The sequence below is a fragment of the Halalkalibacter oceani genome (assembly GCF_023715605.1).
Lineage (GTDB): Bacteria > Bacillota > Bacilli > Bacillales > Bacillaceae_D > Halalkalibacter > Halalkalibacter oceani.
Map to the genome: position 1 here is coordinate 1 of NZ_JAMBOL010000041.1, position 22,709 is coordinate 22,709.

Below are 22,709 nucleotides of genomic sequence, written 5' to 3' on the forward strand. Positions count from 1 at the left end.
AGGGATTTAGTGTCGGTGTGGTAACCTCACTATTGCCTAAATTTCAGGGGGTGGCAACTTTTTTGCTTAAAAAACCCTCTATCAAGGTATTTTATAGCCTATTTCTTATAAAAGTTTTGACAATACGCAATAAAAGAGAGAGGGAGAAAAATGAAAAAAATAGTATTCTCATTGGTATTATTTATTCTATTAATTGGTGTGAGCGGGTGTGGGGGTGCAGATGAATCCAGCGGTGCTTCGGAAAGCGACAGTGGCGGAGATAATTCGGAGGAGACTTTTGAATGGTCTTTGCTATCGTTTGTGGGCATGCAGCATCCAATGACAGAGTTTCTTATTGAATTTTCCGAAGAAATAACGGAGAGAACGAATGGTCAACTAACGGTTACTACATTACCGCCGGGAGAGTTACCATATGAGCCCAGCGAGTATCTGCGTGTTACCGGGGAAGGCGGGGTAGAAATGACTGATACTTTCTTGCCATTCCACTCGGGCGAATTAAATGTAGCATCCATTTCAGATTTGCCATTCTTGATGACATCTTTCGACGAGTTGGAACAAGCAATGGATGAGGTAATGCTACCGCATATTGAAGATGAATTTGCCAGTCATGGAACAAAGTTATTATTTTGGTACCCATGGCCTGAACAAAATCTATGGGGACAAAAGGAGGCTGTAACAGAAGTAGACCAGCTTAAAAATCTCAGCATACGTTCCCAAAGTCCTGAGCAAGGAGCGTTTTTGGAAAAAGTAGATGCAATACCAGTTAGTCTTGACACTCCAGAAGTCCCGGCCGCAATGGAAAGAGGAGTGATTGATGGAGTAATTACAGCTTCCCTAAATATTTTAGGATCTCAATGGCATGAATTTACAGACTGGGGTTACTTTATTAATTTTCTAATTCCACCATCCTATATTGTGGTTAATGAAGAAGCATACAATGAACTTCCTGAGAATATAAGGGAAATTGTAGACGAAGTAGCTGCTGAATACCAAGAGAAATTACCAGATCATATAGCACAAATTGAAAGCGATTACAAATCGACGTTAATAGAAGAGCACGGTATTGAGATCAACGATGCAACCGAGCAGCAAATGGAAGAGTTTATTAATACATTTAGCCCATATTGGGAGCAATGGGCTTCGGAACAAGACCCACAAGTGGGAGAGATTTTACAAAAAGTACGTGATGTTTTAGGAAAGTAAACAATAAGTGGAAGCCACTGGCGGTGGCTTCTACTTTCATAAAATGAGGTGAACAGGCATGATTGATCGGTTAATAAAAGGGATTCTCACGGGTTCCTCATTTATTGCATCGGTAACGTTACTTTTTATGATGATCATTATTGTTGGTGAAATCATAGCCCGCGTATTATTTTCACATTCCTTCCAGGTTGTGCATGAACTTTCGGCATACTTGCTAGTCGCTATTATCTTCGTTGGAGCAGCATTTTCTTTTCAAAGTGGCAGCTTTGTAAGAATTGAAATACTAAGAGAAAAGTATCCTCATAAAATAAAGAAAATCATAGAGATGATATTCATGGCTATTTTATTAATCTATCTTGCGGTTTTAACCTACTTTATTTCTATTTTAACAATCAATTCTTATACGCTCGGCAGCTCATCTACTTCAGTGATGCGGACACCATTATATCTGCCTCAATCCTTAATGATGTTCGGAATGTTATTATTTTTCGTTTATGTATTGCTTCGTTTCTTCAAACTAATTATTCACCCTGGTGACCCTAATGAAAGGAGAGAAGAATAAATGGAGTGGGCTTATATACTGTTTTTTGCTATTGTCTTTCTTTTTGCCTTATTGATGCCTGGGTTATGGATTGCTATTGCTTTAGGCGTAACAGGTATTTTAGGCCTCATTATTACAGGGAATATTAACCATATCTCCACTTTAGGAAACATCAGTTGGAATACTAGTAATGACTTTATTCTAACGGCCATTCCTTTGTTTCTTTTTATGGGGGAAGTGATATTAGTTAGCGGAATCAGTAAAAAATTCTATACATCTATTGGAAAGTGGTTGAGCAAGGTTCCAGGAGGACTGCTGCATACCAATATATTAGCAACTGGTATTTTTTCAGCCATCAGTGGTTCCAGTGTGGCAACTGCTGCCGGGATAGGATCCGTTGCTATACCTGAAATGAAAAAAAGAGGATATAAGAAGTCACTCATATATGGTTCCATTGCTTCTGGAGGTACTCTAGGCATACTAATACCGCCAAGCATTGTTTTAATTCTGTACGGGGCGATGACAGAAACTTCTATAGTTCGGTTATTTGCAGCGGCCATTTTACCTGGAATTATTTTGATGGTCTTGTTCTTAATATATACTGGTAGTGTTATGGTGAAGAAGAATAACCAAGTATCTGGTGAGATTACAGAGGAAATAACAATTATCCGCTCAATATTAAATGTGTTTCCGCTTGTTTTACTAATTGTTCTAGTGTTAGGAAGTCTATATACCGGCCTTGTGACACCCACTGAAGCGGCTGCGGTAGGGAGTTTATTTGCGATTATTATTTGCTATGCTTTTGGAGACCTTAATATAAGAAAAATATATATGGCGACTAAAAATGCGATTAGAACAACTAGCATGCTTCTATTTATTATGATCGGGGCACAGATCTTTTCGTTTGCATTAGTAAGGTCGGGAGTGAATCGGCAGTTAACGGCGTGGATTGGAGAATCAATGTTTAGTCCACTTGTTTTGTTGCTGGTAATTTGTGTAATATATATTGTTTTAGGATTTTTTATGGACGGGCCATCCATTCTTCTCTTGACTTTGCCTTTGTTGTTCCCGGTAGTTATGGAAGCTGGATATAATCCGATATGGTTTGGTATTGTACTTGTGATTTTAATTGAGTTAGGACAAATTACTCCGCCAATGGGTCTGAATTTATTTGTTATAAAAGGGATTGACCCATCAAGTAATATTGGTGAGATAGTAAAAGGCACTTTCCCTTACTGTATTATTATGATAGTTATGTTAGCAATGCTAATCATTTTTCCAGATATCGCATTACGATTTGCTGAAAGTATCTCGCTCCGCTAAGAAGAGCGAAATCCTGTTTTAAGGAGAATTTGGGAGTGTTCTCAGATACAACGAGTCTGGGAACCACTAATAAGCATAAATAAATGAAAGGAGGCTGGGGAAAAGGTTGTTTTTTACCTTTTGCCCAGCCTATGCTATCTAGTTTTAGTGTTGTTTCAAGCTCTAAGATTATCAGGTATTTCTATAACCTAATATGCTTGAGATTTTCCTTGAGATCTCCTTAATATCTTCAGCTAGGGCTAGTTCATTAGCCGAATCGAAACGAGTCAAGGGTGCGGTGTAAGCTATGGCTCCAATAGGCTTCCCTGATGCATCCAAAATAGCGGAAGCAATTCCTTTCGCTCCTTCTACATGCTCTCCTTCTGTAGAAGCATACCCCACGCTCCTGATTGTTTCTAACTGTTGCATAATACTTTTTATTTCCTCATCCGAAAGTTTTTCCTCTTGAAATATTAAATTCATATCTTCAGGGGGAAGCAAAGCCAGAATGGATTTACCGGCAGCTCCGCGAATAAGAGGTTGTAAATTGCCTATTTCCTTAATATATTGAAGGGGGTCTGGTCCTTCAACTCTATCAACAAATACAATCTTCCGTTCATATGGATGGTAACGAATCAATGAGACAGTTTCTTTATGTATTTGCATGAATTCTTCCATAAGTGGTCTGGAAATTTTCACGATGTCAACCTGGGAAGCAATACAGGAACTGATTCGGATCATTTCGATTCCTACTTTATATTTATTGGTTAAGTCGTTATACTCTAGGATTCCTTCTTCTTGCATTTGCAGGACAAGTCGATGTAATGTGCTTACTGGAAAGTTCAAATGTTTTGCTAAGTCGCGAACACCCCACTCTGATTGAACGTCTACGAATGCTTTAATTACTAGAAATGTTTTATTTACAACACCCATTTTTTCAGCCATAGTTTCATCCTTTCACTTAAGATTTTGATATAAAGCTTAATTATTATCATTAAGAGTGACATACCACCCACAGATAGGTAGGATCTTTAGTTTAGAATACCAAAAAAAGGACTGGTTAGAAAGAAAGTTCAGATTTAAAGTATGTTCTAGTCAATTAAGCGTTGTGTTTATTTAGAGGTTGTATGGAAGAAGATAGGTTCTGCTCCTCTCTTTGATATATTTTAATCGGTAGCATAATCAATAATGCTATGACAACAGCGAAAGCAAGTAAATAAAAAGCTAAGGAAAAATTTGAAGCAGAAATGATTATGCTAAATGAAATAGGACCGAATAAAATGCCAGAGTATATTAAGAGCATTGTATAGCCACTCAATCTTCCGACTAAGTTATTAGGAACCAAATCAACCATAAGGGACATAAATATTCCGGGCCATCCGTTAACAGTAAGCCCCAATAATATAATCCATCCAATAATTAAGGAGTAAGATCCGTATAAAGAAACAGGAACAAAGGAAGATAGTAAAATGCCAGAAAGAATTAACGAAAACATTAACAGATTTTTTTTATTCTTATATAAGTGATCACTGACCCATCCTAAAGCGATCCTTGCTGCAATTCCGGAAAACTGAAATAAAGAAAGAAAAAAGCTGGCTTCAACAAATGAAAAGTCGCGGATTAACTGAAGGTAAATAACGATATAAGAGATAAGAATAAACTGGGCGGCCGCAAGTATATTGCCTACTATACTTAATCGAACCGCATTTTTATTTTTAAAAACTTCCTTATAAGAACCACTTTGTATTGATTTTATTGGTTGTTCTTCGTTTAACTTCCTCTGCCGTTTATACATCATGAAAATAAAGCAAAGGAGCACCAGGCCAAAGAGATGAATCGTGAATTGCCAACCCAATTTAATGGCCAAGCTTGGAAGGATTCCGGCTGCTATCATTCCGCCCATGGCAAGGCTTGTTTGTTTAAAGCTCATTGCCATTCCCCGATGCTGATAAGCAATTGTATTTATTACCATCATATTAATGGATGGATTTATAAGCGAGTAACCGGCACCGGCCAAAACTAACATTAATAATTGAATAATAAAATAAGAAGGAAAAAAAGTGGCCAGTATTAATCCTGCCCCCAAAATAAGCATTCCAACAATTGTACAATAATGACTCCCGATACGATCAACCAGACTTCCGGCTTTTAAACTGAATAATATCGCTCCAGTATAAAAAGAAGAGAGTAACATCCCAGTATAACGTGGATCCCACTTATATTTCTCCGCCAGAAAAGGACCTAATGTAGGATAGATAAACATCCCCAATGTTACAACAGTTAGTATGAGTACTACAAAAATCACAGAGGACAGCTCTTCCTTTTTCATCATACCACTCATTTCCTTAAAAAATTGAAAGGTGACAAGGCAGCTTATATACCCGTCCTGTCACCAGTGGAAAGATCATTAAATTTTGTTGGCGAACACCCCACGCTGCCTCATTAAGCGGCGAAATAGTTTCTCATTTTGTTTAAACGGTTCACGACCATGAAGCCAAAAGTGATTATTAAGCATAATCAGCTGCCCGACTGGTAAGGAGATCGAAATTGTTCCATCACTTTGTTCGATCGATTCCTGAATCTCTTTAAGGTACTCAGCCTGTGCTTCGGTTTCCGGGAATGTACATTGGTCATTATATCTCATGCAAATGTGATTATCTTTGTTGTAAAAAATAGAATCATAGACGATATCCGTCACATTTTTGCTTTTGCGATGGGCATACGAATATTTAAAGTTAAAAGAAGCCAAAGGATGATTGCTAAACGCCCCCATCTCTTCCCAATCATCCAAATGGAGGATTCTTGACTCTCCTCCTTCAGCGTTTTCCTCTATTAACTTCATCATAAGCAGCCAGTCTGTTACTTGATTTACAAATACACCATCTGTATGAAGTTCTAATGTGCGGTACGCTTTTCGTAAAAAGGTATCACTGTCATAACTGTGTTTCACATCAAAGGCTGCATAATATTCGCCCGACATGTCATCAAAGTTTGCAATTCCGATTGAGTAGGAAATCGCAGTAGCAAATTTCAATTGCGCTTCAAAATTATCAGCTTGTTCATCGAGACCTACGGTAAAGCCGCCGGTTTTTCGATCGCGGAGTGTGTCACGCAATAAATGGATTAGTTCCTCACCAAAATGCTTCTTAAGTGTGTGGGCTACATGGAATCTCATAAAAGGGACATTTTCTAATCGTTGAACCGGGAACTCTTCTAAATCCTGTAGAAAGTTTTTAACCAGAGATGTATCAAGAGTAATTTGTTTAATCCTTTTGTGACCAGGGTGAACGGAAACGGAAAAGGTTTGGCTCTGTGTTACGGACATGAAAAATTCCTCCCTATTTTTACTTTTGTTTTTTTGAATGTAAAGTTATTTATAACTGATATAATTTATAGTCAGCTAATTGCTTACATGCTGAGAAACAACATTTGACCTGCAAACAATCTATTTTCCTTATGTGAGGAAAGTAGATTTTTTTTAATCCCTCTTTAACATGTTGCTTACATACCAACACAGTTATTCCTCCTACGTTAAACATAAGTGATGGGACTCATAAAGGTAGTGCTCATTGGCACTTCATTTAAAGAGCTTGTTATAACGGGTCTTCGCAATAATGAAGAGTTACATAATTTGTTCTTAACATATTTACAACCCTCCTTTGTACCATTATATTGTACAGTGTACCATTATTATAATATGTTTCTCTTCGAAAGTAAATGATTTATCAGAAAATTTATTTTTTTATTTTCAAGGTAAGCTTTTTGTTCTTTCATAATTCAGAGAAGGAATAAAAAAGAACCTTAATACTGAAAATAGCTTTCGAGCCCATAAAATATCTCATGCTACTCGTTCTTTTATGAAAAATTGTGGTATACTTTTAGAGGATTTTTTAAAATATAAAGGAGGGTGTTTCATTGAAAAAAGGACTTGCTAGTATTCTCGCATTACTGCTTTCTCTCACCATTGCCCAGTCGGCGTTCGCGAACGGGGCAGAAGAAGCGAGTCGTGGTGAATTCGTCAAGGCTTTGCTTGAAACGCTTGAAGTCGATGTAGCCCATTATGCCGAACTTGATGACAACGAGTTCGAAGATGTTCCTGCGGAGCTTGCGCCATACGTGAAGGCTGCCGGGACGCTTGGCATTACGAAGGGCATCAGCAACACCACCTTTGGTACGAACGAAAAAATCACTCGTGAGCAGGCGTACGTCTTTTTGATCCGCGCCTTGAATCTCGCCGATGACTATGATGTCGTTGTGTTGAATAACTACTATGATGCTGACAACGTGAGCGACTGGGCAAAAGGGGAGCTGGCTGCGGCGATTGAGCTTGGGCTGCTGCAAGGCTATCTTGATCACACCCTTCGGCCGGGAAGAAACCTGTTGACGAAGCATATGGACTTATTATTAGCGCGCTATGATGAAAACTTTGACCGGGTTTCCATCGTCCATACGAATGACCTTCACGGTCGCGTTCTTTATAATGAAGAAAATGGCGAAATGGGACTCGCTAAAATCGCAACAAAAATTGAACTGGTGCGCAGCACGAATCCCGATACATTTGTATTTGATATGGGGGATACGTTCCACGGAACGAATTACGTTAACCTGAACGAGGGACAGGCTGCCGTTGAGGCGATGCAGCTTATCGGCTTTGACGCTCTCGTACCGGGAAATCATGATTTCAACTTTGGCCGTGAACGTTTGCTTGAAATTGCGGCTGAGACCGATTTTCCAATCATCAGTGCGAACGTCGTTGAAACCGAAACAGGGGAAACAATTTTGCCAGCGTATGACATTGTCACGCTTGGGGACAAGACGTTTGCCTTGATCGGCGTTACGGCCCAGGATACCGTTGTGAAGACGCATCCTGCTAATATTGAAGGACTGACGTTTAAAGCGGAAGCTGAAACGATTGAGACGTATGTCAAGGAGCTTCAGGATGAAGTTGATCATATTCTCGTTCTTTCCCATGCCGGCTATGACATTGACCAGCAAATTGCCGCGCAGGTAGATGGAATTGACTTGATTCTTGGTGGCCATACGCATACAACACTGGAAAAGCCGGAGCTTCACGGACAGACCTATATTACACAGGCATATGAGCACGGGAAGGCGTTTGGTGTGACACATATGCTTTATTTTGAGGATGAATTGATCGGGGTTCAAGGTCATCTTGTCCGCGATTCAGCTGCGCTTGAGCCGGATCAGCAGGTGACGGATCTTTTGAATGAATACGTTGCAGAAGTCGAGGAAGCTTTCTCGGAAGTCATTGGCACAATCGCCGTTGATTTGGACGGAGCGCGTGAGGATGTCCGGACGAAAGAGACGAACCTCGGCAACCTGATCACTGATGCGATGCGCGATGTGGTCGATGCTGAAATCGCCGTGACAAATGGCGGTGGCATTCGTGACAACATTGCTGCTGGGGAAGTGACGTTTGGCGATGTTAATACCGCCTTCCCGTTCCCGAACTTTGTCATCGCGCTAGAGCTGACAGGGGAACAGCTGCTAAATAGCATTGAACACTCGGTTTCTTTGTATCCGGAAGAAAATGGCGGCTTCCTGCAAACCTCGGGCTTGACGTACAGCTTTGACCCGGCGCGTCCGGCAGGCTCCCGCATTACAGAAGCGCTTGTCAATGGCGAGCCGCTACAGGCCGATGCTGTCTATACAGTGGCAACAAATGATTTCACCGCGGCCGGTGGAGATGGCTATGAATGGTTTATGGAAGCCAACCTTGTTGCCGACACCGGAGAGTATCTCAGCACAGTGCTGATTGACTATATCCGTGCCGGCAAGCCAATCCCTGAAGTAGAAAACCGCATCCAGGTAGTTGAGTAAAACGAACAGCTTAGAAAAAGACACCAGAGATTAAGGATGCCACTGAAACTTTCAAAATCAGGCAACGGCTACGCTCATTACGAAAAAGCTGCTAAAAAATGAAAGTCGTACTTCGGCAGCTTCAGAGTAAGAAGGCTGTTTAACCAGATGTAGCAGGGCACGGTGCATACGAAAAAATTTCTCCATTTTGGATACCCAAAGAGGTTAGAACTTCGACCTTTTTGGGTATCTGCATTTGAGGAGTGTCTTTTTTTCGGACAGCCCGGAAAAAACATGGGATATATTACCAGAATAAGTAAAGTGCTAAGGAAATGAGGGTGAACGCGGATTATGGAAAAGGCATTTATACAACAAGACAATGTGGCGGATTTTATCACAGCAAATCGGGACAAGTTTGAAGAAAAACTGCTTTCCGAAGCCGTCAATGTCGCCAAGAAGATCAATGATATCTTGATCAGAGGCAATATTGATCTGATGAAAAATGCCGAGAAATTAGTGCTCTATGTGATTGATCAGGACGAAGAGAAGCTGATCGAGTTTGCAAATGTGGAAGGGATGGCGTGGGCCAAGCACGCCTTGACGCTCGAATTCAAATTGGAATGGGTACAGGCGATTCGGCGCACGGTCTGGTATTTCCTTGAACAGTTTGACCGCCTGCACGAGCGTCCGGCCGATCACAGTACCTTTTATCAAATGGAACGGGTTATAAATGATACGATTGATCAATTTCTGAATCATTTCTTTATCAGCTATTCAAATTACAAGGACGAGTTGCTTAACTCGCAGCGTAAGCTTGTCGAGAACTTATCCGTACCGATTATTCCAGTTAGCGATTCAGTGGCGGTTCTTCCACTGATCGGCATGATTGATTCCTCGCGGATGCGTCTGATTGAAGAGAAAGTGCTTACAGAAATCAGCAAGCTGCGTATCACAACATTAATTATTGACCTTTCCGGCATTGCCAATATGCAGGGAGAAGTAATTGATCATCTGCAAAAGGTACTGTACGGCGTTAAAATGATGGGATCGAAAGCGATCATGACAGGCCTGCGGCCGGAGCTTGTCCGCAACATGATTCATTTAGGGATTTCCTTCGAGAAGTTCTCGGAAACAAAAGGCACACTACAGCAAACATTGAAGGATTATTTAAGCTAGGAGCGATTGCAAAAGCGACCGCTTCTCTTTTCGGGTCTCTCCAAGCAAATGCGAAAACAAGCAAGCCCCGATTTCCCGAAGGAAGCTCTCTTTTGGGGCGGGGCTTTTGTGATAAACGAACAGAAAATAAGAAACGGATAGGAGTCGACCTTTTTGCCTGCGCAATCTAGCAGATAGGTGGATGAAGAAGAAATGCGAAAGCTGATCGAAAAGCTCTTAAAATTCTCGAAACACGGAAGAGGAGGCTGGGACAAAGTTAGTTTTGTTTTGAGCACTCTCATGACTATAGCATTCCTCAAACGGATCTTTCGTCCTATTTTCCTTTGGAAGATTCGTTCTTTTATTTTCTATGCAGGATTGATAGACTTGAAGGTGGAAGTAAGTATTGTACGGGGAGAAGGAGATACATAATGTCTAGAATCATGAAGAAGCCGCCGTTGGAAGAGATTTTTGTCGTGCGAGCGATTGCGATTCTGGCGGTGCTGATGGTGCATTCAACCTCTGTGACAGTGGTGACGCTGGAGCCGGATTCGAGTTCCTTCGCGTTCTATAATGCGCTGAATACTCTGTCCCGTTTTGGGACGCCAACCTTTATTTTATTGAGCAGCCTCGTTCTCTTTTACAGCTATTATCACCGGCCGTTGACGGGAGAACTGGTAAAGCGGTTTTATACGAACCGTCTGTTGTATATTTTATTGCCCTATTTGATTTTTTCCGTGCTGTATAACGGCATACGCTCGGATTATTTTCAAAACTATGAAAGCTTCGCTGATTTCTGGTCGACGTTTTCCGAGCAGCTGATGCTCGGGAATGCGTATACGCATCTTTATTTTGTCTTTATCAGCATTCAATTTTATTTGATGTTTCCGCTGATGCTCATGCTGCTGAAAAAATGGCCGGCGGTGACGAAGCATTTGATATGGCTCGGATTTGTCATTCAGTGGGCGTATGTGATCTACAATAACCTCGTGTGGAAGTATCCGAATACGGGCAGTATTTCGCTTTCCTATATGTCCTACTATTTAACAGGAGCCTTTATCGGGATTTACTATATGGAGATTAAAGCATGGCTCAAGTCAAGGCACTTCTGGGGCGCGCTGCTAACTGCGGCTTGGGTCGCGGCTGTCGGCATTCATATCTATATGTGGCATGCGACGCGTGTCTGGGGAGAAAGCTTTGATTCACGGCTTTATACATTGGCGTGGAATATGCATACGATCTTTACGGCGGCGCTATTGTTATACGTCTCTGTCTTCATCGTTAGACGGTCGCCGCAATGGCTATTGAAGCCGGTGATGCTGATCGGCTATTTATCCTTTGGCATCTACTTGATCCATCCGCTTTATTTATTCTACTTCCGCCAGTATGTCGATCCGGGCGGCAATATGCTGTTCTATCATCTCTTTATTGCCGGAAGCTTCCTCGGAGCGCTCATCATCTCAGGAGTTATCGTTTACCTGGTCCTTTATAAAGTTAAATGGGGCTGGATGATCTTTGGGGCAAGACCGAGAACAAATCAGCGTCAAATTCAAAAAAGCAGCACCCCTTAAGTGGACAAGTCTGAACATAATAAAGCCGGAGAAAAAGCTGCTGAGAACCGTCCTTTTTCAGCAGCTCGGAGAAGAGAATGGCCAATTTTGGTGTTCCCCATTATAGAAATTTAGAGAGAAACGGGAGTGAGAAGCCGGATGACAAAGCGGATATGGTTACGCGCGGCTCTCGTTCTGCTGCTTACTGTGCTCGTCGCATTTCCAGCAGCAGCAGAGGAGAGTCACCGCTATATCGTAGGATTTACAGAACAAATTGATCATGAGTTAATTGCCGATGTGGCGCTGGAGGTTCACCAGTACCTTGAGGACATCGAAGCTGTCGCCCTTGAGTTGACGCCCGCCGCGGCGGAAAAGCTGCGGCATGCAGGACAGGTGGCCTATGTCGAGGAGGATGAGTCATTCACCGTCAGCAGCCAGGTCGTTGATTGGGGTGTGGAAGTGATCGGTGCGCCGGTCGTTTGGGAAAATGGATTAACAGGCAAGGGTGTGAAAATCGCGATTCTGGATTCCGGGGTTCATGCCGATCATCCTGATCTACGGATTACAGAGGGGAAATCCTTTGTCAGCTATACCGACTCTTTTGCCGATGACAATGGGCACGGTACGCATGTAGCCGGGATCATTGGCGCCCGGAATAATAACAGGGGAATCGTCGGCGTTGCCCATGAAGCGTCGCTCTACGTCGCCAAAGTGCTTGATGAAAATGGCGACGGCTATACGTCAGATGTCGTCAAAGCGATTCAATGGGCTTTGGAAAAAGAGGCAGATATTATCAATGTCAGCATGGGAGGGCGAAGCTCATCGACCGCTTTAAAGAACGCGCTTGACCAGGCTTACGAGGCAGGTGCCTTAATCATCGCCGCCGCCGGAAACAAGGGCAACGCGGACGGCACGGGAAATACGGTTGACTACCCGGCAGCCTATGAAAGTGTCATCGCTGTTGCCGCTGTCGATAACCGCGACAATCGCGCCTCCTTCTCCGCGACAGGAGACGAGGTCGAGGTGAGCGCTCCCGGCGTCAGAGTACGCAGCACGTACACGGACGGCGGCTATGTCGAGGTGAACGGCACTTCAATGGCAGCACCGCATGTCGCCGGACATCTCGCTCTCTTAAAGCAGGCTTACCCTGAAGCGAGCAACGACAAGCTTAGAGAAATGCTCCACAAACAAACCGTTGACCTCGGTGAGCCGGGCCGTGACCGTTTGTATGGCTATGGCAGAATCGAGCTTCCGCCAACATTGCGCGCCAAAGCCGGACGACCGCTGCCGCCTGAAGACTTGCAAGTAATCCCGCTCGACGGGGAAGATGGCGAGCGCACTCAACTGGAAATCACATGGCGCGGCGCAAGCAACGGAGTAGAAGCAGCGAATTTTCATATTTACCGTGACGGCGAGCTGCTTGATAAAGTTCCCGCAGCTACGAACCGCTACGTCGATGAAGTGGAAGAAGGAAGCTACACTTACGCCGTCACCGCCGTCAGCAAGGATCGCAAAGAATCAGAAAAGTCGAAGGACGTCACGATTTCCGTCCGCAACCAGCCTGAGGAAACCGACTCTCCTTCCTTTACGGACGTGCAGGGGAACGAATGGTACGCCGAGGCGATTTACGAATTAATTGAACTGGACATTATTCAAGGCTACCCGGATGAAACATTTCGCCCGTCACAAACGATCACACGCGGCGAAGCGGCCGTCATGATGACGCGCGCCCTGCAGCTCGAACCGAGCCCGTATGTCGAAGAGTTTCTCGATGTCCGCCGCCAAAGCTACGCGGCTGATTACATACAGGCCATGGTCGATCAGGAAATCTTTCAGGGCTACAGCGACGGCTCGTTCCGCCCGCACACCGCCATTCCGCGCGGTGAAGTCGCCGTCATCCTGAACCGTTCTTTTGAGTTCACTCCGGATTCCCGGGTGATTTTCCCTGACGTCCCGCCGCGTTACTTCGCCGCTGAAGACATCGCCGTTGTTGCCGGCGCCGACGTCGCGTTCGGACGTCCGGACGGCAGCTTCCAGCCACGGACAGCCGTCACCCGCGCCGAATTCGCCGTCTTCCTCTCAAGAGCGCTCCACTACGGAGACGACGAAGCAGGAGAAGAAACGGAAGAAGCGGAGGAAGAAGACGCCGCATAAAGAAGAAGGAGCTTGAGACAAAACTTGCTTAGAGGCTGGGAAAAAGGTAAAAACAACCTTTTGTTCCAGCCTCTCTTTTTAACGGTGAAGGGAACTATACGTGCTATTAGTGAGCGAAGTTGACGGGGGAATTACTATTACTTTTCATGAAATTCTCTAAAATGCGACGCCATAAATATGCGTAAATAATCTTCAAAGTCAACTTCAGCCAGTTCTTTATTGCTATTCCATTCATAATATTTGATAGTAGAAAGAAAGTGTGTGAACTTTTCAATTTTTAGTAACTGAATGACCAGGTCATTCTTTGCTTTCTTTTTCTTCAATTTCGCCCGCTTGAGTTCTTCTTCGGAGATATCGCTTGGAATAATGACATTTTGAATAATGGATCTTATTACTCCTAAAATTAAATCAACTAGCTCAATACCAATCATTTTATTTTTAGGATGCATTTCACAAGTCGAAACACTAAACTGTTCTCCACGATAAAGAGATTGAGTGTTTAATTGTTCTAAAATACGAGTATCCAATTCTAATTGTTTATATACGGATGCTTCTTCTATGTAGACATTTGCTTTTACATAAACATCTTGTCCGTAATTTCGTAATAAACCATAGAAAATGCGTTCAGGTATTTTGGTATAAATCATTAACTTTGAATAGTCCTTATCTTCTAAGCGTTTTTTGTGTATATTAAGAGAATGGTGATTGTAATTAATGACATTCATCTTTACATATGGAACGAATCTTGAAAATAAAGTCATGGTATCAATGATATTTTGTTTGTTAGGACCGTGGCCGCTATAATCTGTCCAATGTAACTTTAATGTACCAAGTTGTAAGCGTTTTGAAAGTTCAGTAAATTCAGTGGCTGAATAAACGGCTTGAGGTATGAGGAGTCCACCCATTGTAGTTGGTTTATCATCATGACGACCACTTTCATCGAAAAAAATATTCATTATTTCTGAATGTAGTTTAAGCTTCATTAAATCACCTCTCCAGTTGACGTAGTGGAAACGATATAGTACAATACGAGAACATAAAGCAACCCGTACTAAGGTTCGATTAGCTTTATGAAGGATGGATGATTACCCGTACCGAGGTACGATTAAAATCCATCTGTTATATAAGCCAAATAATACTTATCTTGCAGCTACACTTCAAAAGTGTAGCTGCTTTTTAGCTTATATTATAAGTCCTTCTTACCTCGATATAAAGAGTGGGTTGGCAAGCTTTTGCTATTTTATAGAAAAAGAATGAAAATATTGAAGAACGTGCTTCCGCTATTGCTCGATTTCCATGCTTTTTCACGTAACAATAGGAACCTCGTTCCGCTATCAGGCGAAAACATGCGGTAATTCACCGCTACCATAGGCAATAGCGGAATGGCGTTCCACCTATTAAAGCGAAAAGGCTAAATATTGAAGAATAAAGGAATGACGTTCCCCTTCCCCACAATAAAAAAACAACGCTTTTTATATAGGAAGAAAAACGAAACGAAGTCGCCTTCACCGCCACAAAAAATGCCTCATACACGACCACTTCATCCCACTATGGTAAAAAAACAAACATTTTTTTATTTTTTCTCACATAAGCTGAAACCTGAATGGGCGTATTTTCGTCTTATAGGTAAGGACATCCATCACAGCGAGTGATTGGATGGCTATCCAATTGAATCATAACATGTCTGGAGGTGAAAGAGAGCTGCGCCTGAGGGAGCCAAAAAAAAACGTCCTTTGAGACCTGGTCTGAAAGAAGACAACAAAAAAAGCGGCAGAGCCGCTTTTCATTAGTTCAATGCAGTATGAAGAATTTTTGCGAATTCAGCGCGTGTCACGTGATTGGTTGGACGGTATGTCCCATCTTCAAAGCCTTGGACGATGCCGCTCGCCTGTAAAGCATGAATCTCGGCGAAAGCCCAGCTTTGATCGTCAACGTCGTTAAATGAGGCAGATACCGTTTCTTCTACTGGTAGGTTGAAAGCTTTTGTAAAGAGAACGGCGATTTCTTCGCGTGTTACTGGTTCGTTCGGATTGAACGTATCTCCTTCTATGTATGAGAAGTAGCCAGCTCTGTCCGTGGCGGCAATCGCCCGGGCTGCCCAGTGGTTTTCCGGCACGTCACGGAAACCGTTTAACCCGCTGTCTGTTTCTAAACCAGTTGCGCGTGTAATCAACGCGGCAATTTGTGCCCGTGTCAGCTTGTCGTTCGGTCCAAACTGGTTATCACCCAGTCCGGCAATCATGCTTGAAACGGATAATTCTTTAATCTCACCGAACGCCCAGTGTGTAGGAAGGACATCATGGTACTCGCCCTCACCAAGTACGCGTGCCGGCTCGGCTTTTTTCTCGGCTGTTGCTTGAACTTCAGCCTTCTCTTCCGGAAGGATCCGCTTCGCCCCTAAGTAACGAGGTCCCCAGTAATAAGGATCGTTAATGGAGGAAATCATCACACCCTTAGAGGAAGAAGCGTGAATAAATTGGTTGTTTCCGACATATATTCCTGCGTGGGAAGCGCCAGAGCTTACGGTTCTAAAGAAGACGAGGTCCCCTTTTTGCAGGTTTGCCTTGGAAACAGCTGTGCCTTGATTGTACATTTGAGCGGCTGTTCGGGGAACAGAGATGCCAAATTCCTTCAAGACGTAATTAATGAAGCCAGAGCAATCAAAGCCACTCGGAGTTGTGCCGCCGTACTTATAAGGGACACCGATCTGTTTCTTTGCGGAGGTGACGATATCGTCCCTCACACTTGCTTCCGCCATTTGCACCTGAACCACCGCTGTAAATAGCAAAGCAAAAACGACTACCGGGATCAACTTTCGTAACATACATACACTCCTCTTACTATGTAAAAATTTGAGGTAGGCAATGAAGCTCATGCCACACTGCATCTTAGCAAAAAAATGAACATTTTTTACTAAATCTATGAAAATTATGTTTAATTCGACATAATCTTGGGTAAGTACGAGATTTAGTCTACCACATAATAAGAGAAAGTAATGTTACAAGTTGATAACAAACTCGTAATATAGTCTGTAATAATTCCATAGAATCGCTCCGACTTTATTCACAGTTATATAGAAGAAAGCCGGAATTCAGCGGATAAATCTATGGAAATATGTACTAATATCGAATTGGAAGAAAACTATTGAAATTTATGTAACATCATGTAGAATAAAAAATAACTACCTTTCCTAAATATGAAAACACTTGAGAAATGTTGACTTTCTTTCCTACAACTTTTACATAGTGGTTGACATTACTAGGATTGGTAATTATACTATTCTTGCAAGCATTCTACCCGCGTTTTACTAATGTTGGAGAGCTAAGCTATCCGAGTTTCTTTTGCAAGTGACTCAGTCAGCGTTGCGCTTTACTATCAACGTACTTACAACATGGTTCGACATTACAACATCTGATAGTAGCAACTCTTTGACATTTAGTAGAAATACGTACATTTAATGTACATAATTCAAAGGAGGATTTACCCACATGGCTTACCAACCTAAGTCTTACCGCAAGTTTTTAGCAACATCTGTAACAGCTGCAATGGTAGCTACAGTTGCTGCGCCTGTAATTCCGTCAGTTTCCGCTGACACGTCATTCTCTGACGTAGCTTCAAACCACTGGGCTGCTGATGCAATCAACTACCTAGTGGAAAAAGGTGCTATCGAAGGATATCCTAACGGAACTTTCCAACCAAACGCTAGCATCACTCGTGCAGAAGCAGCGAAGATCCTTGCGATCACGCTTGGTCTTAACGTTGACGAATCTGCAAACACTAACTTCTCTGATGCGTCAAGCCACTGGGCTTCTTCTTACATCGCTGCCCTTCAATCACAGGCTCCTGGCGTAATCGACGGTTACACTGATGGAACTTTCCGTCCTAACCGCACAATCACTCGTCAAGAAATGGCGAAAATGATTGTAACTGCTTACGATCTTCAAGAAAACGAAGCAGCTGAAGTTGACTTCACTGACAACACTGGCTGGGGTGCTGAGTACATCACAACCCTTGCTAGCCTTGGAATCGTTGAAGGCGTTCGTGCTGGTCAATTCCAACCAAACGGCAACGTAACTCGTGCTCAAACTCCTGTATTCGTACACCGTGCAGAAGTTCCTGAAGTACGCATTCCTGTGCCAGGCGGCGAAACTCCAGTTGAGTTTGCAATTACGAGTGTTGAAGCGTTGACTGAAGAAGGCCGTTTTGCTGAAGTAACATTCTCTGTTCCTGCAAATAGTAACATTACTCGTAATGACGTAAATGTTACAAATGCAAGAACTGGCGAACGTATTGGGATTCAGGAAGTTGATCTTTCTAACGACCGTCGCGTTCTTACAGTTACATTCTTTGAGAATGATATCGATCGCCCGATCCTTGAGCGTGGTGAAACATATCGCTTTGCAGTTACGCATGGCGGAGAAACATACACGTATAATTTTGAAAGACCACAATATGCAGAAGCTCGTGTTATCGATGTCGATAATGAAGAAGGCAAACTGCTAATTGATTCTGAAACTACTTCTACATCTAACGAGAGATATCACGTTAGCAATCTTAATCTTGAAGTTGCAGATGCGGATATTGATTTAGAGTATGTTCTTGGTCGTGACATTCGTGTTTGGTATAACACTGAAGATGAAGTTGTGAACATTGAAGTGAAAGACGAAACAGTTCACTATGATGCTGTAGAAGTGAATGGTGATGAGATTGAACTTCTTGATCTAGATGATGAGTTTGATTTCTCTGATGACGCTATCGTTCGCATCAACGGAGATCGTGCTGATGTTGAAGATCTAGATGAATACTATGACTATGCTAAAGTCGTATTAGACGGAAGCGGCGACGTTGTTTACGTGAATGCCTACAACTGGGCTGATTACGTTGTTGTCGACGAAATCGATGGTACTGAAGTATTCGGATATGACGGATACATCGACGTTGATTTAGAAGACTACATCATCGTTAAAGACGGAGAAACAATTTCAATTGATGACATCGAGCAAAACGATGTTGTATTCTTCAATGATGATCCAGAAAACGATGATGAAGGTTATGCAGAAGTATTCACTCGTACTGTATCTGGTGAAATCACTGGTATCTTCGAAGATAAGTTCGAAGTTGACGGTAAGCTTTATGATTATGCTGGAGATCGTGAGTGGGAAGTTCGTTACATCGATGAAGATGGCGATGTAGAAGTACTTGGTACTGGTTCTGACGCTTCTGACGTTATTGAGCGTTTCCAAGATGCAGGTGATGTTACAGTATTCTTAGATCGTGATGGCAACCTTGTGTTTGTTGCTGGAGAACTAGGAGAACTTAACCGTAACCGTCTAGGTTCATTGCTTCTTGATGAAGTAGTTGGTTATAGCCAAGCAACTCGTGATCGCTTAGAAGTATCTGTCTTAAGCCAAAATGGCGAAGCTAATGTTTATGATGTACGTCTAGATTCTTTAGATGAAATCATCGTAGACGGTGAAGCTTATGATGGCGAAGACCTTGAATTGATTGACGCTAATGCTGCTGGTGGAGCTAGTGGTATTCGCGTTGAAGGTGGAGCGCAAATCGTTGATTTCTCTGAAGTTGGTCAAAGAGGTCAACTAATCCGAGTTCACCTTGACAACAATGATAATGTAACAAAATTTGAATTCTACACTGATGGATTCGATGGCGATGGTTTTGTTGAGTTTAGTGGAGTATTTGAAATTGAGAAGGATAACTTCTTCAATGGAAAACGAATCCAAAATAGCGCAGTTGTTTTCGATACAACTGACCATGACTGGAATGATGACAAGAGCATTAGTACAGGCGATGTAGAAGTGTCTACATGGGCTGAGTATAAAGAAGAAACTTCTGCTGATGAAATCCATGAAGCGCTTGTTTATTACAATGACAGAGACAACGTTACTTACCTAGTAATTGTTGATTCTGATGTTGATAGTGAAGATGCAGATACTCCTGCATTAATCAGAAGTGTTCTCCGCAACACTGACGGTGAAATCGTACGCTTTGATGCTTATATCGATGGAACTCGTCAAACGTTTAATGTAGATGAAATCGCTGATTCTAATATTACTGGTCTTTCTGGACAATTAAGTCGTGGAGATGCGGTTTACTTTGCTCAAAACAACAACGGTCTAGTAACAGAGATTGTTACTGCTGACACTGCTCGCGTATCAAATATCACTTCAGTTTCTACAGCAAACCGCACAATCACTGGTACTGGTGGCACATATGAACTAGTTTCTGATGGTTATGTTCTTGACAACACTGGTTCTAACGTTGAAGAAAAGCGTTTATCTGATCTTCGTAACCTTGATAGCAATGAAGAAGTATTAGTTATTCTTGATTACGATGAAGATGGAGATAACACTCGTTTCGCTAAATTCTTCGTAATTGTTGATGCCGGCACTACAGGTAATGATGATGATGAAGAAACAGTATCAGGTGCAACAGTTACTGCTGTATCAGCTACTTCAATCCGTGTTCAATTAGAAGATAATACTTCTAGAACATTACCATTGGCTGATAATGTTTTTGTAGATGATACTGTTGCTGGAGAATCTGGTTTTGTTGCAAGAGCCGACATTCAAAATGGACTTAACACTGACGATGTAATTGATTATGAATTAGATGAAGCCAGCAATACTGTAACATCAATTACAATTAAGCAAAAGGCTGCTGTTGAATTGAGTGTAACGAATGCAGTAATTGCAGGTGACGATTCTATTGAGGTGACTTACAGTGCAAGCACTGTTTTCCAAGATAATATTACAAGCGTTCGCGTTAACGGTACTGCTCTAGCTTCATCTGCTTATGATTTCAATACTGCTGGTGGTACAACTACTCTTGAAATTGATGAGAGTGTTACAACTGCTTCTGGTGACTATGTAGTTACAATTGTTGCAGATGGATTTAAAAACTCTACTGTTACTCAAGTAGTTGATGCAACTCCACCGACAGCTGCCAGTTCTAATGCTGTTGTACTGACAGACGCAGATGATGATGATGATTTAACTGAAGATGATCAAATCACTCTAACTTTCAGTGAGGAATTATCTTCAACATCACAAAGTGATATTGAAACTTTCTTAGAAAGCCTACCTGAGTTGGGAACTACTGCCACTGCTCAATTTGACCCTGACGGTACATCGGTTGTAATTACACTAGGAACTACTCCAACAATTGCCTTTGGAGATACAATTACAATTGATGCTGCTGATGTAGTGGATGTAGTAGGAAATACAGCTACAGCAGATGTAGTATTTACTTTACCTGCTAGCTTCAATTAATATCAGATACGTTTAGTTTATGAAAAAGGTTATTGCCCCTTAGGGCAATAACCTTTTTCGCATTTATAGTTTTATATACAGGATTTATTATTAGGGGAGTTACTTACTTTTCCCTCTCATTCTTTTGGCTCTAGAATAAATGTTGGGGTATTCGCACAATGAGGACAAAAAAAGACACGCAAGCTCCTTTGATCCTGTTATCCTTGAATTGACGAGAAACAAAGAAAGGATGGAGCTGCGTGCAACAAAAGTCTATCATGAAAATCCCAGGATTAAAAGAGGTTTGCGTGACAAAGATGGAGGAACGAGAGGGTGGAATTGCCCTTCATGTGGAGATGCCAAAAGAGCGACAATCGTGCCCGGCATGTGGGAAAAAGACGGAGCGTGTCCATGATTACCGAATGCAGAAGATCCAGCATTTGAAGTGGTTTGAGCGAAAGGTGACGCTTTTTTATCGCAAGCGCCGTTATGCGTGCCCATGTGGAAAGCGGTTTGCGGAAAAGGTAACGTTTGTGGAGAGGTATCAAAGACAAACGGTGGAATGGAACCAGGCCCTGCGGATGCGGTTGATTGAGGGGAAGAATTTCCGGGATACTGCCAAGCAATTTCATACTTCTCCCACAACAGCGATGCGTCGTTTCGATGAGCTGACGACTCCGCTTGTCAAAGAGGTGGACCACCTTCCTCCTGTCATTGCAATTGATGAGTATAAAGCCGACACGCGAGGAGGGAAATACCATTTGATCATTGCCGATGCCCACACCCATCGCCCGCTTGAGATCTTGCCGGATCGTTCCGCGAAAACGCTCAAGCGCTATTTGGAACAGAAAGGGCACCACGTCCAGATGGTCGTGATGGATTTGAGCTACACGTTGAAATCAGCGGTACAGAAAGCGCTAGGAAACCCGCTCATCATCGGAGATCGATTTCATTTTTGTCGCGTTATCTATGGGGCCGTAGAGAAAGTCAGACGGTTTGAACAGAAGTCCTTCCACCCCTACGACCGTAAAAAGTGTAAGCGAATGCGAGCCATCTTTTCCAAGCGAAAAGACGACCTGACAGAGAAACAAAGATGGTATCTTGAACGGTATCTGTCACTTTCCCCTGCCTTGCGTGAAGCCTATGAACTCAAGGAAGCCTACGTGGCCTGGTTTGATCAAGCGAAGGAGCTAGGCATGATCGGTTGCGGAAGCGGATTTTACTTCATCACCAATTCAAAGATCACTCATTCGGGGTAGGATAAGGGGTAATCCTCTCGCTACCCCAACATTTGACGTAGAACCAAAGCTGGCTCAACCGCGATGTTACGATATATATGGTTCGTCAACCAATATATGATTTTTGGCTTGGTAGAATTACGGTAGAGAGGGCGGGAGGAGAATAGCATGATTACAAAAGAGCATACTTTAAAGACGACAGCGATTTACTCTGACGATCAAAAGTACAGATACTCATTAGCTAAGATGTGGAATGGGGAAAAACCTAAAGCTACATTTATAGGAATAAATCCAAGCGATGCAACTGAATTGATAATGGATAAAACAGTTATGAATCTCATGAATCACCTGATGTTTTTGACACCCTTAAATTACCGAAAGTTGACGGTATTGCCTGTCCAGAATTAGTCGATTATAATGTCCGTATATAATTCGAAACATTTCGACATTTATAATTCTGGGGAAAGGAAAAAGACAT

The 22,709-nt window shown here is 42.5% G+C and carries 15 protein-coding genes and 1 pseudogene; 11 read left to right on the forward strand and 5 right to left on the reverse strand.

Features of this window, described 5'->3' with window-relative positions; translation table 11 throughout:
• From M3202_RS20915 to M3202_RS20930, 4 genes are all read left to right on the forward strand, one after another.
• Positions 1–224: hypothetical protein (locus M3202_RS20915; protein ID WP_251225161.1), on the forward strand; the 224-nt coding region annotated here is incomplete at its 5' end.
• Positions 151–1,203 (forward strand): TRAP transporter substrate-binding protein, encoded by a 1,053-nt coding sequence (locus tag M3202_RS20920; RefSeq protein WP_251225162.1) that lies wholly within the window; start codon positions 151–153, stop codon positions 1,201–1,203. The genes M3202_RS20915 and M3202_RS20920, both read left to right, overlap by 74 nt.
• Before the next feature lie 58 nt (positions 1,204–1,261).
• Entirely contained in the window at positions 1,262–1,765 is a 504-nt protein-coding gene (locus M3202_RS20925) for a TRAP transporter small permease subunit (RefSeq protein WP_251225163.1), read from the forward strand.
• Positions 1,766–3,067, forward strand: a complete 1,302-nt coding sequence (locus M3202_RS20930) for a TRAP transporter large permease (protein WP_251225164.1) — start codon at positions 1,766–1,768, stop codon at positions 3,065–3,067.
• A gap of 171 nt (positions 3,068–3,238) precedes the next feature.
• Here M3202_RS20930 and M3202_RS20935 read toward each other — a convergent pair whose 3' ends face one another.
• From M3202_RS20935 to glaH, 3 genes are all read right to left on the reverse strand, one after another.
• Entirely contained in the window at positions 3,239–3,991 is a 753-nt protein-coding gene (locus M3202_RS20935; RefSeq protein ID WP_251225165.1) for an IclR family transcriptional regulator, read from the reverse strand.
• Positions 3,992–4,145: 154 nt separating this feature from the next.
• On the reverse strand, positions 4,146–5,378 hold the full coding sequence (locus M3202_RS20940) for an MFS transporter (RefSeq protein ID WP_251225166.1): 1,233 nt from the start codon (positions 5,376–5,378) through the stop codon (positions 4,146–4,148).
• A 75-nt stretch (positions 5,379–5,453) separates the two neighbouring features.
• On the reverse strand, positions 5,454–6,371 hold the full coding sequence (gene glaH / locus M3202_RS20945) for a glutarate dioxygenase GlaH (RefSeq protein ID WP_251225167.1): 918 nt from the start codon (positions 6,369–6,371) through the stop codon (positions 5,454–5,456).
• A 590-nt stretch (positions 6,372–6,961) separates the two neighbouring features.
• Here glaH and M3202_RS20950 point away from each other — a divergent pair.
• From M3202_RS20950 to M3202_RS20965, 4 genes are all read left to right on the forward strand, one after another.
• On the forward strand, positions 6,962–8,887 hold the full coding sequence (locus M3202_RS20950) for a 5'-nucleotidase C-terminal domain-containing protein (protein ID WP_251225168.1): 1,926 nt from the start codon (positions 6,962–6,964) through the stop codon (positions 8,885–8,887).
• 330 nt (positions 8,888–9,217) lie between these two features.
• Positions 9,218–10,042 carry an STAS domain-containing protein gene (locus M3202_RS20955; RefSeq protein WP_251225169.1) on the forward strand — a complete coding sequence of 275 codons (825 nt, stop codon included), beginning with the start codon at positions 9,218–9,220 and terminating at the stop codon, positions 10,040–10,042.
• Between the two features lie 410 nt (positions 10,043–10,452).
• Positions 10,453–11,592, forward strand: a complete 1,140-nt coding sequence (locus tag M3202_RS20960) for an acyltransferase (RefSeq protein ID WP_251225170.1) — start codon at positions 10,453–10,455, stop codon at positions 11,590–11,592.
• A 138-nt stretch (positions 11,593–11,730) separates the two neighbouring features.
• Entirely contained in the window at positions 11,731–13,725 is a 1,995-nt protein-coding gene (locus M3202_RS20965) for a S8 family peptidase (protein ID WP_251225171.1), read from the forward strand.
• A gap of 137 nt (positions 13,726–13,862) precedes the next feature.
• Here M3202_RS20965 and M3202_RS20970 read toward each other — a convergent pair whose 3' ends face one another.
• Both M3202_RS20970 and M3202_RS20975 read right to left on the reverse strand, forming a co-directional pair.
• Complete coding sequence (locus M3202_RS20970) at positions 13,863–14,708, reverse strand: DUF3800 domain-containing protein (RefSeq protein WP_251225172.1); 846 nt, start codon at positions 14,706–14,708, stop codon at positions 13,863–13,865.
• Positions 14,709–15,511: 803 nt separating this feature from the next.
• Complete coding sequence (locus tag M3202_RS20975) at positions 15,512–16,549, reverse strand: C40 family peptidase (RefSeq protein WP_251225173.1); 1,038 nt, start codon at positions 16,547–16,549, stop codon at positions 15,512–15,514.
• A gap of 664 nt (positions 16,550–17,213) precedes the next feature.
• On the opposite strand from M3202_RS20975, the gene M3202_RS20980 reads away from it, so the two are divergent.
• The 3 genes and pseudogenes from M3202_RS20980 to M3202_RS20990 all read left to right on the forward strand — a co-directional run bounded on the left by M3202_RS20980 (position 17,214) and on the right by M3202_RS20990 (position 22,639).
• A complete protein-coding gene (locus tag M3202_RS20980) occupies positions 17,214–21,014 on the forward strand; it encodes an S-layer homology domain-containing protein (RefSeq protein ID WP_251225174.1) in 3,801 nt (1,266 codons plus the stop codon).
• Between the two features lie 257 nt (positions 21,015–21,271).
• Positions 21,272–22,192, forward strand: a pseudogene (locus tag M3202_RS20985) (ISL3 family transposase); the annotation flags it as partial.
• Between the two features lie 207 nt (positions 22,193–22,399).
• A complete protein-coding gene (locus M3202_RS20990; protein WP_251225175.1) occupies positions 22,400–22,639 on the forward strand; it encodes a DUF1643 domain-containing protein in 240 nt (79 codons plus the stop codon).
• Positions 22,640–22,709: the final 70 nt, after the last annotated feature.

Excerpts from the sequence above, each read along its gene's own strand:
- M3202_RS20970 (WP_251225172.1), bottom strand. The coding sequence starts at position 14,708 with ATGAAGCTTAAACTACATTCAGAAATAATGAATATTTTTTTCGATGAA.
- M3202_RS20975 (WP_251225173.1), bottom strand. The coding sequence starts at position 16,549 with ATGTTACGAAAGTTGATCCCGGTAGTCGTTTTTGCTTTGCTATTTACA.
- M3202_RS20940 (WP_251225166.1), bottom strand. The coding sequence starts at position 5,378 with ATGATGAAAAAGGAAGAGCTGTCCTCTGTGATTTTTGTAGTACTCATA.
- M3202_RS20925 (WP_251225163.1), top strand. The coding sequence starts at position 1,262 with ATGATTGATCGGTTAATAAAAGGGATTCTCACGGGTTCCTCATTTATT.
- M3202_RS20965 (WP_251225171.1), top strand. The coding sequence starts at position 11,731 with ATGACAAAGCGGATATGGTTACGCGCGGCTCTCGTTCTGCTGCTTACT.
- M3202_RS20980 (WP_251225174.1), top strand. The coding sequence starts at position 17,214 with ATGGCTTACCAACCTAAGTCTTACCGCAAGTTTTTAGCAACATCTGTA.
- M3202_RS20960 (WP_251225170.1), top strand. The coding sequence starts at position 10,453 with ATGTCTAGAATCATGAAGAAGCCGCCGTTGGAAGAGATTTTTGTCGTG.
- M3202_RS20930 (WP_251225164.1), top strand. The coding sequence starts at position 1,766 with ATGGAGTGGGCTTATATACTGTTTTTTGCTATTGTCTTTCTTTTTGCC.
- M3202_RS20990 (WP_251225175.1), top strand. The coding sequence starts at position 22,400 with ATGATTACAAAAGAGCATACTTTAAAGACGACAGCGATTTACTCTGAC.
- M3202_RS20920 (WP_251225162.1), top strand. The coding sequence starts at position 151 with ATGAAAAAAATAGTATTCTCATTGGTATTATTTATTCTATTAATTGGT.
- M3202_RS20955 (WP_251225169.1), top strand. The coding sequence starts at position 9,218 with ATGGAAAAGGCATTTATACAACAAGACAATGTGGCGGATTTTATCACA.
- glaH (WP_251225167.1), bottom strand. The coding sequence starts at position 6,371 with ATGTCCGTAACACAGAGCCAAACCTTTTCCGTTTCCGTTCACCCTGGT.
- M3202_RS20935 (WP_251225165.1), bottom strand. The coding sequence starts at position 3,991 with ATGGCTGAAAAAATGGGTGTTGTAAATAAAACATTTCTAGTAATTAAA.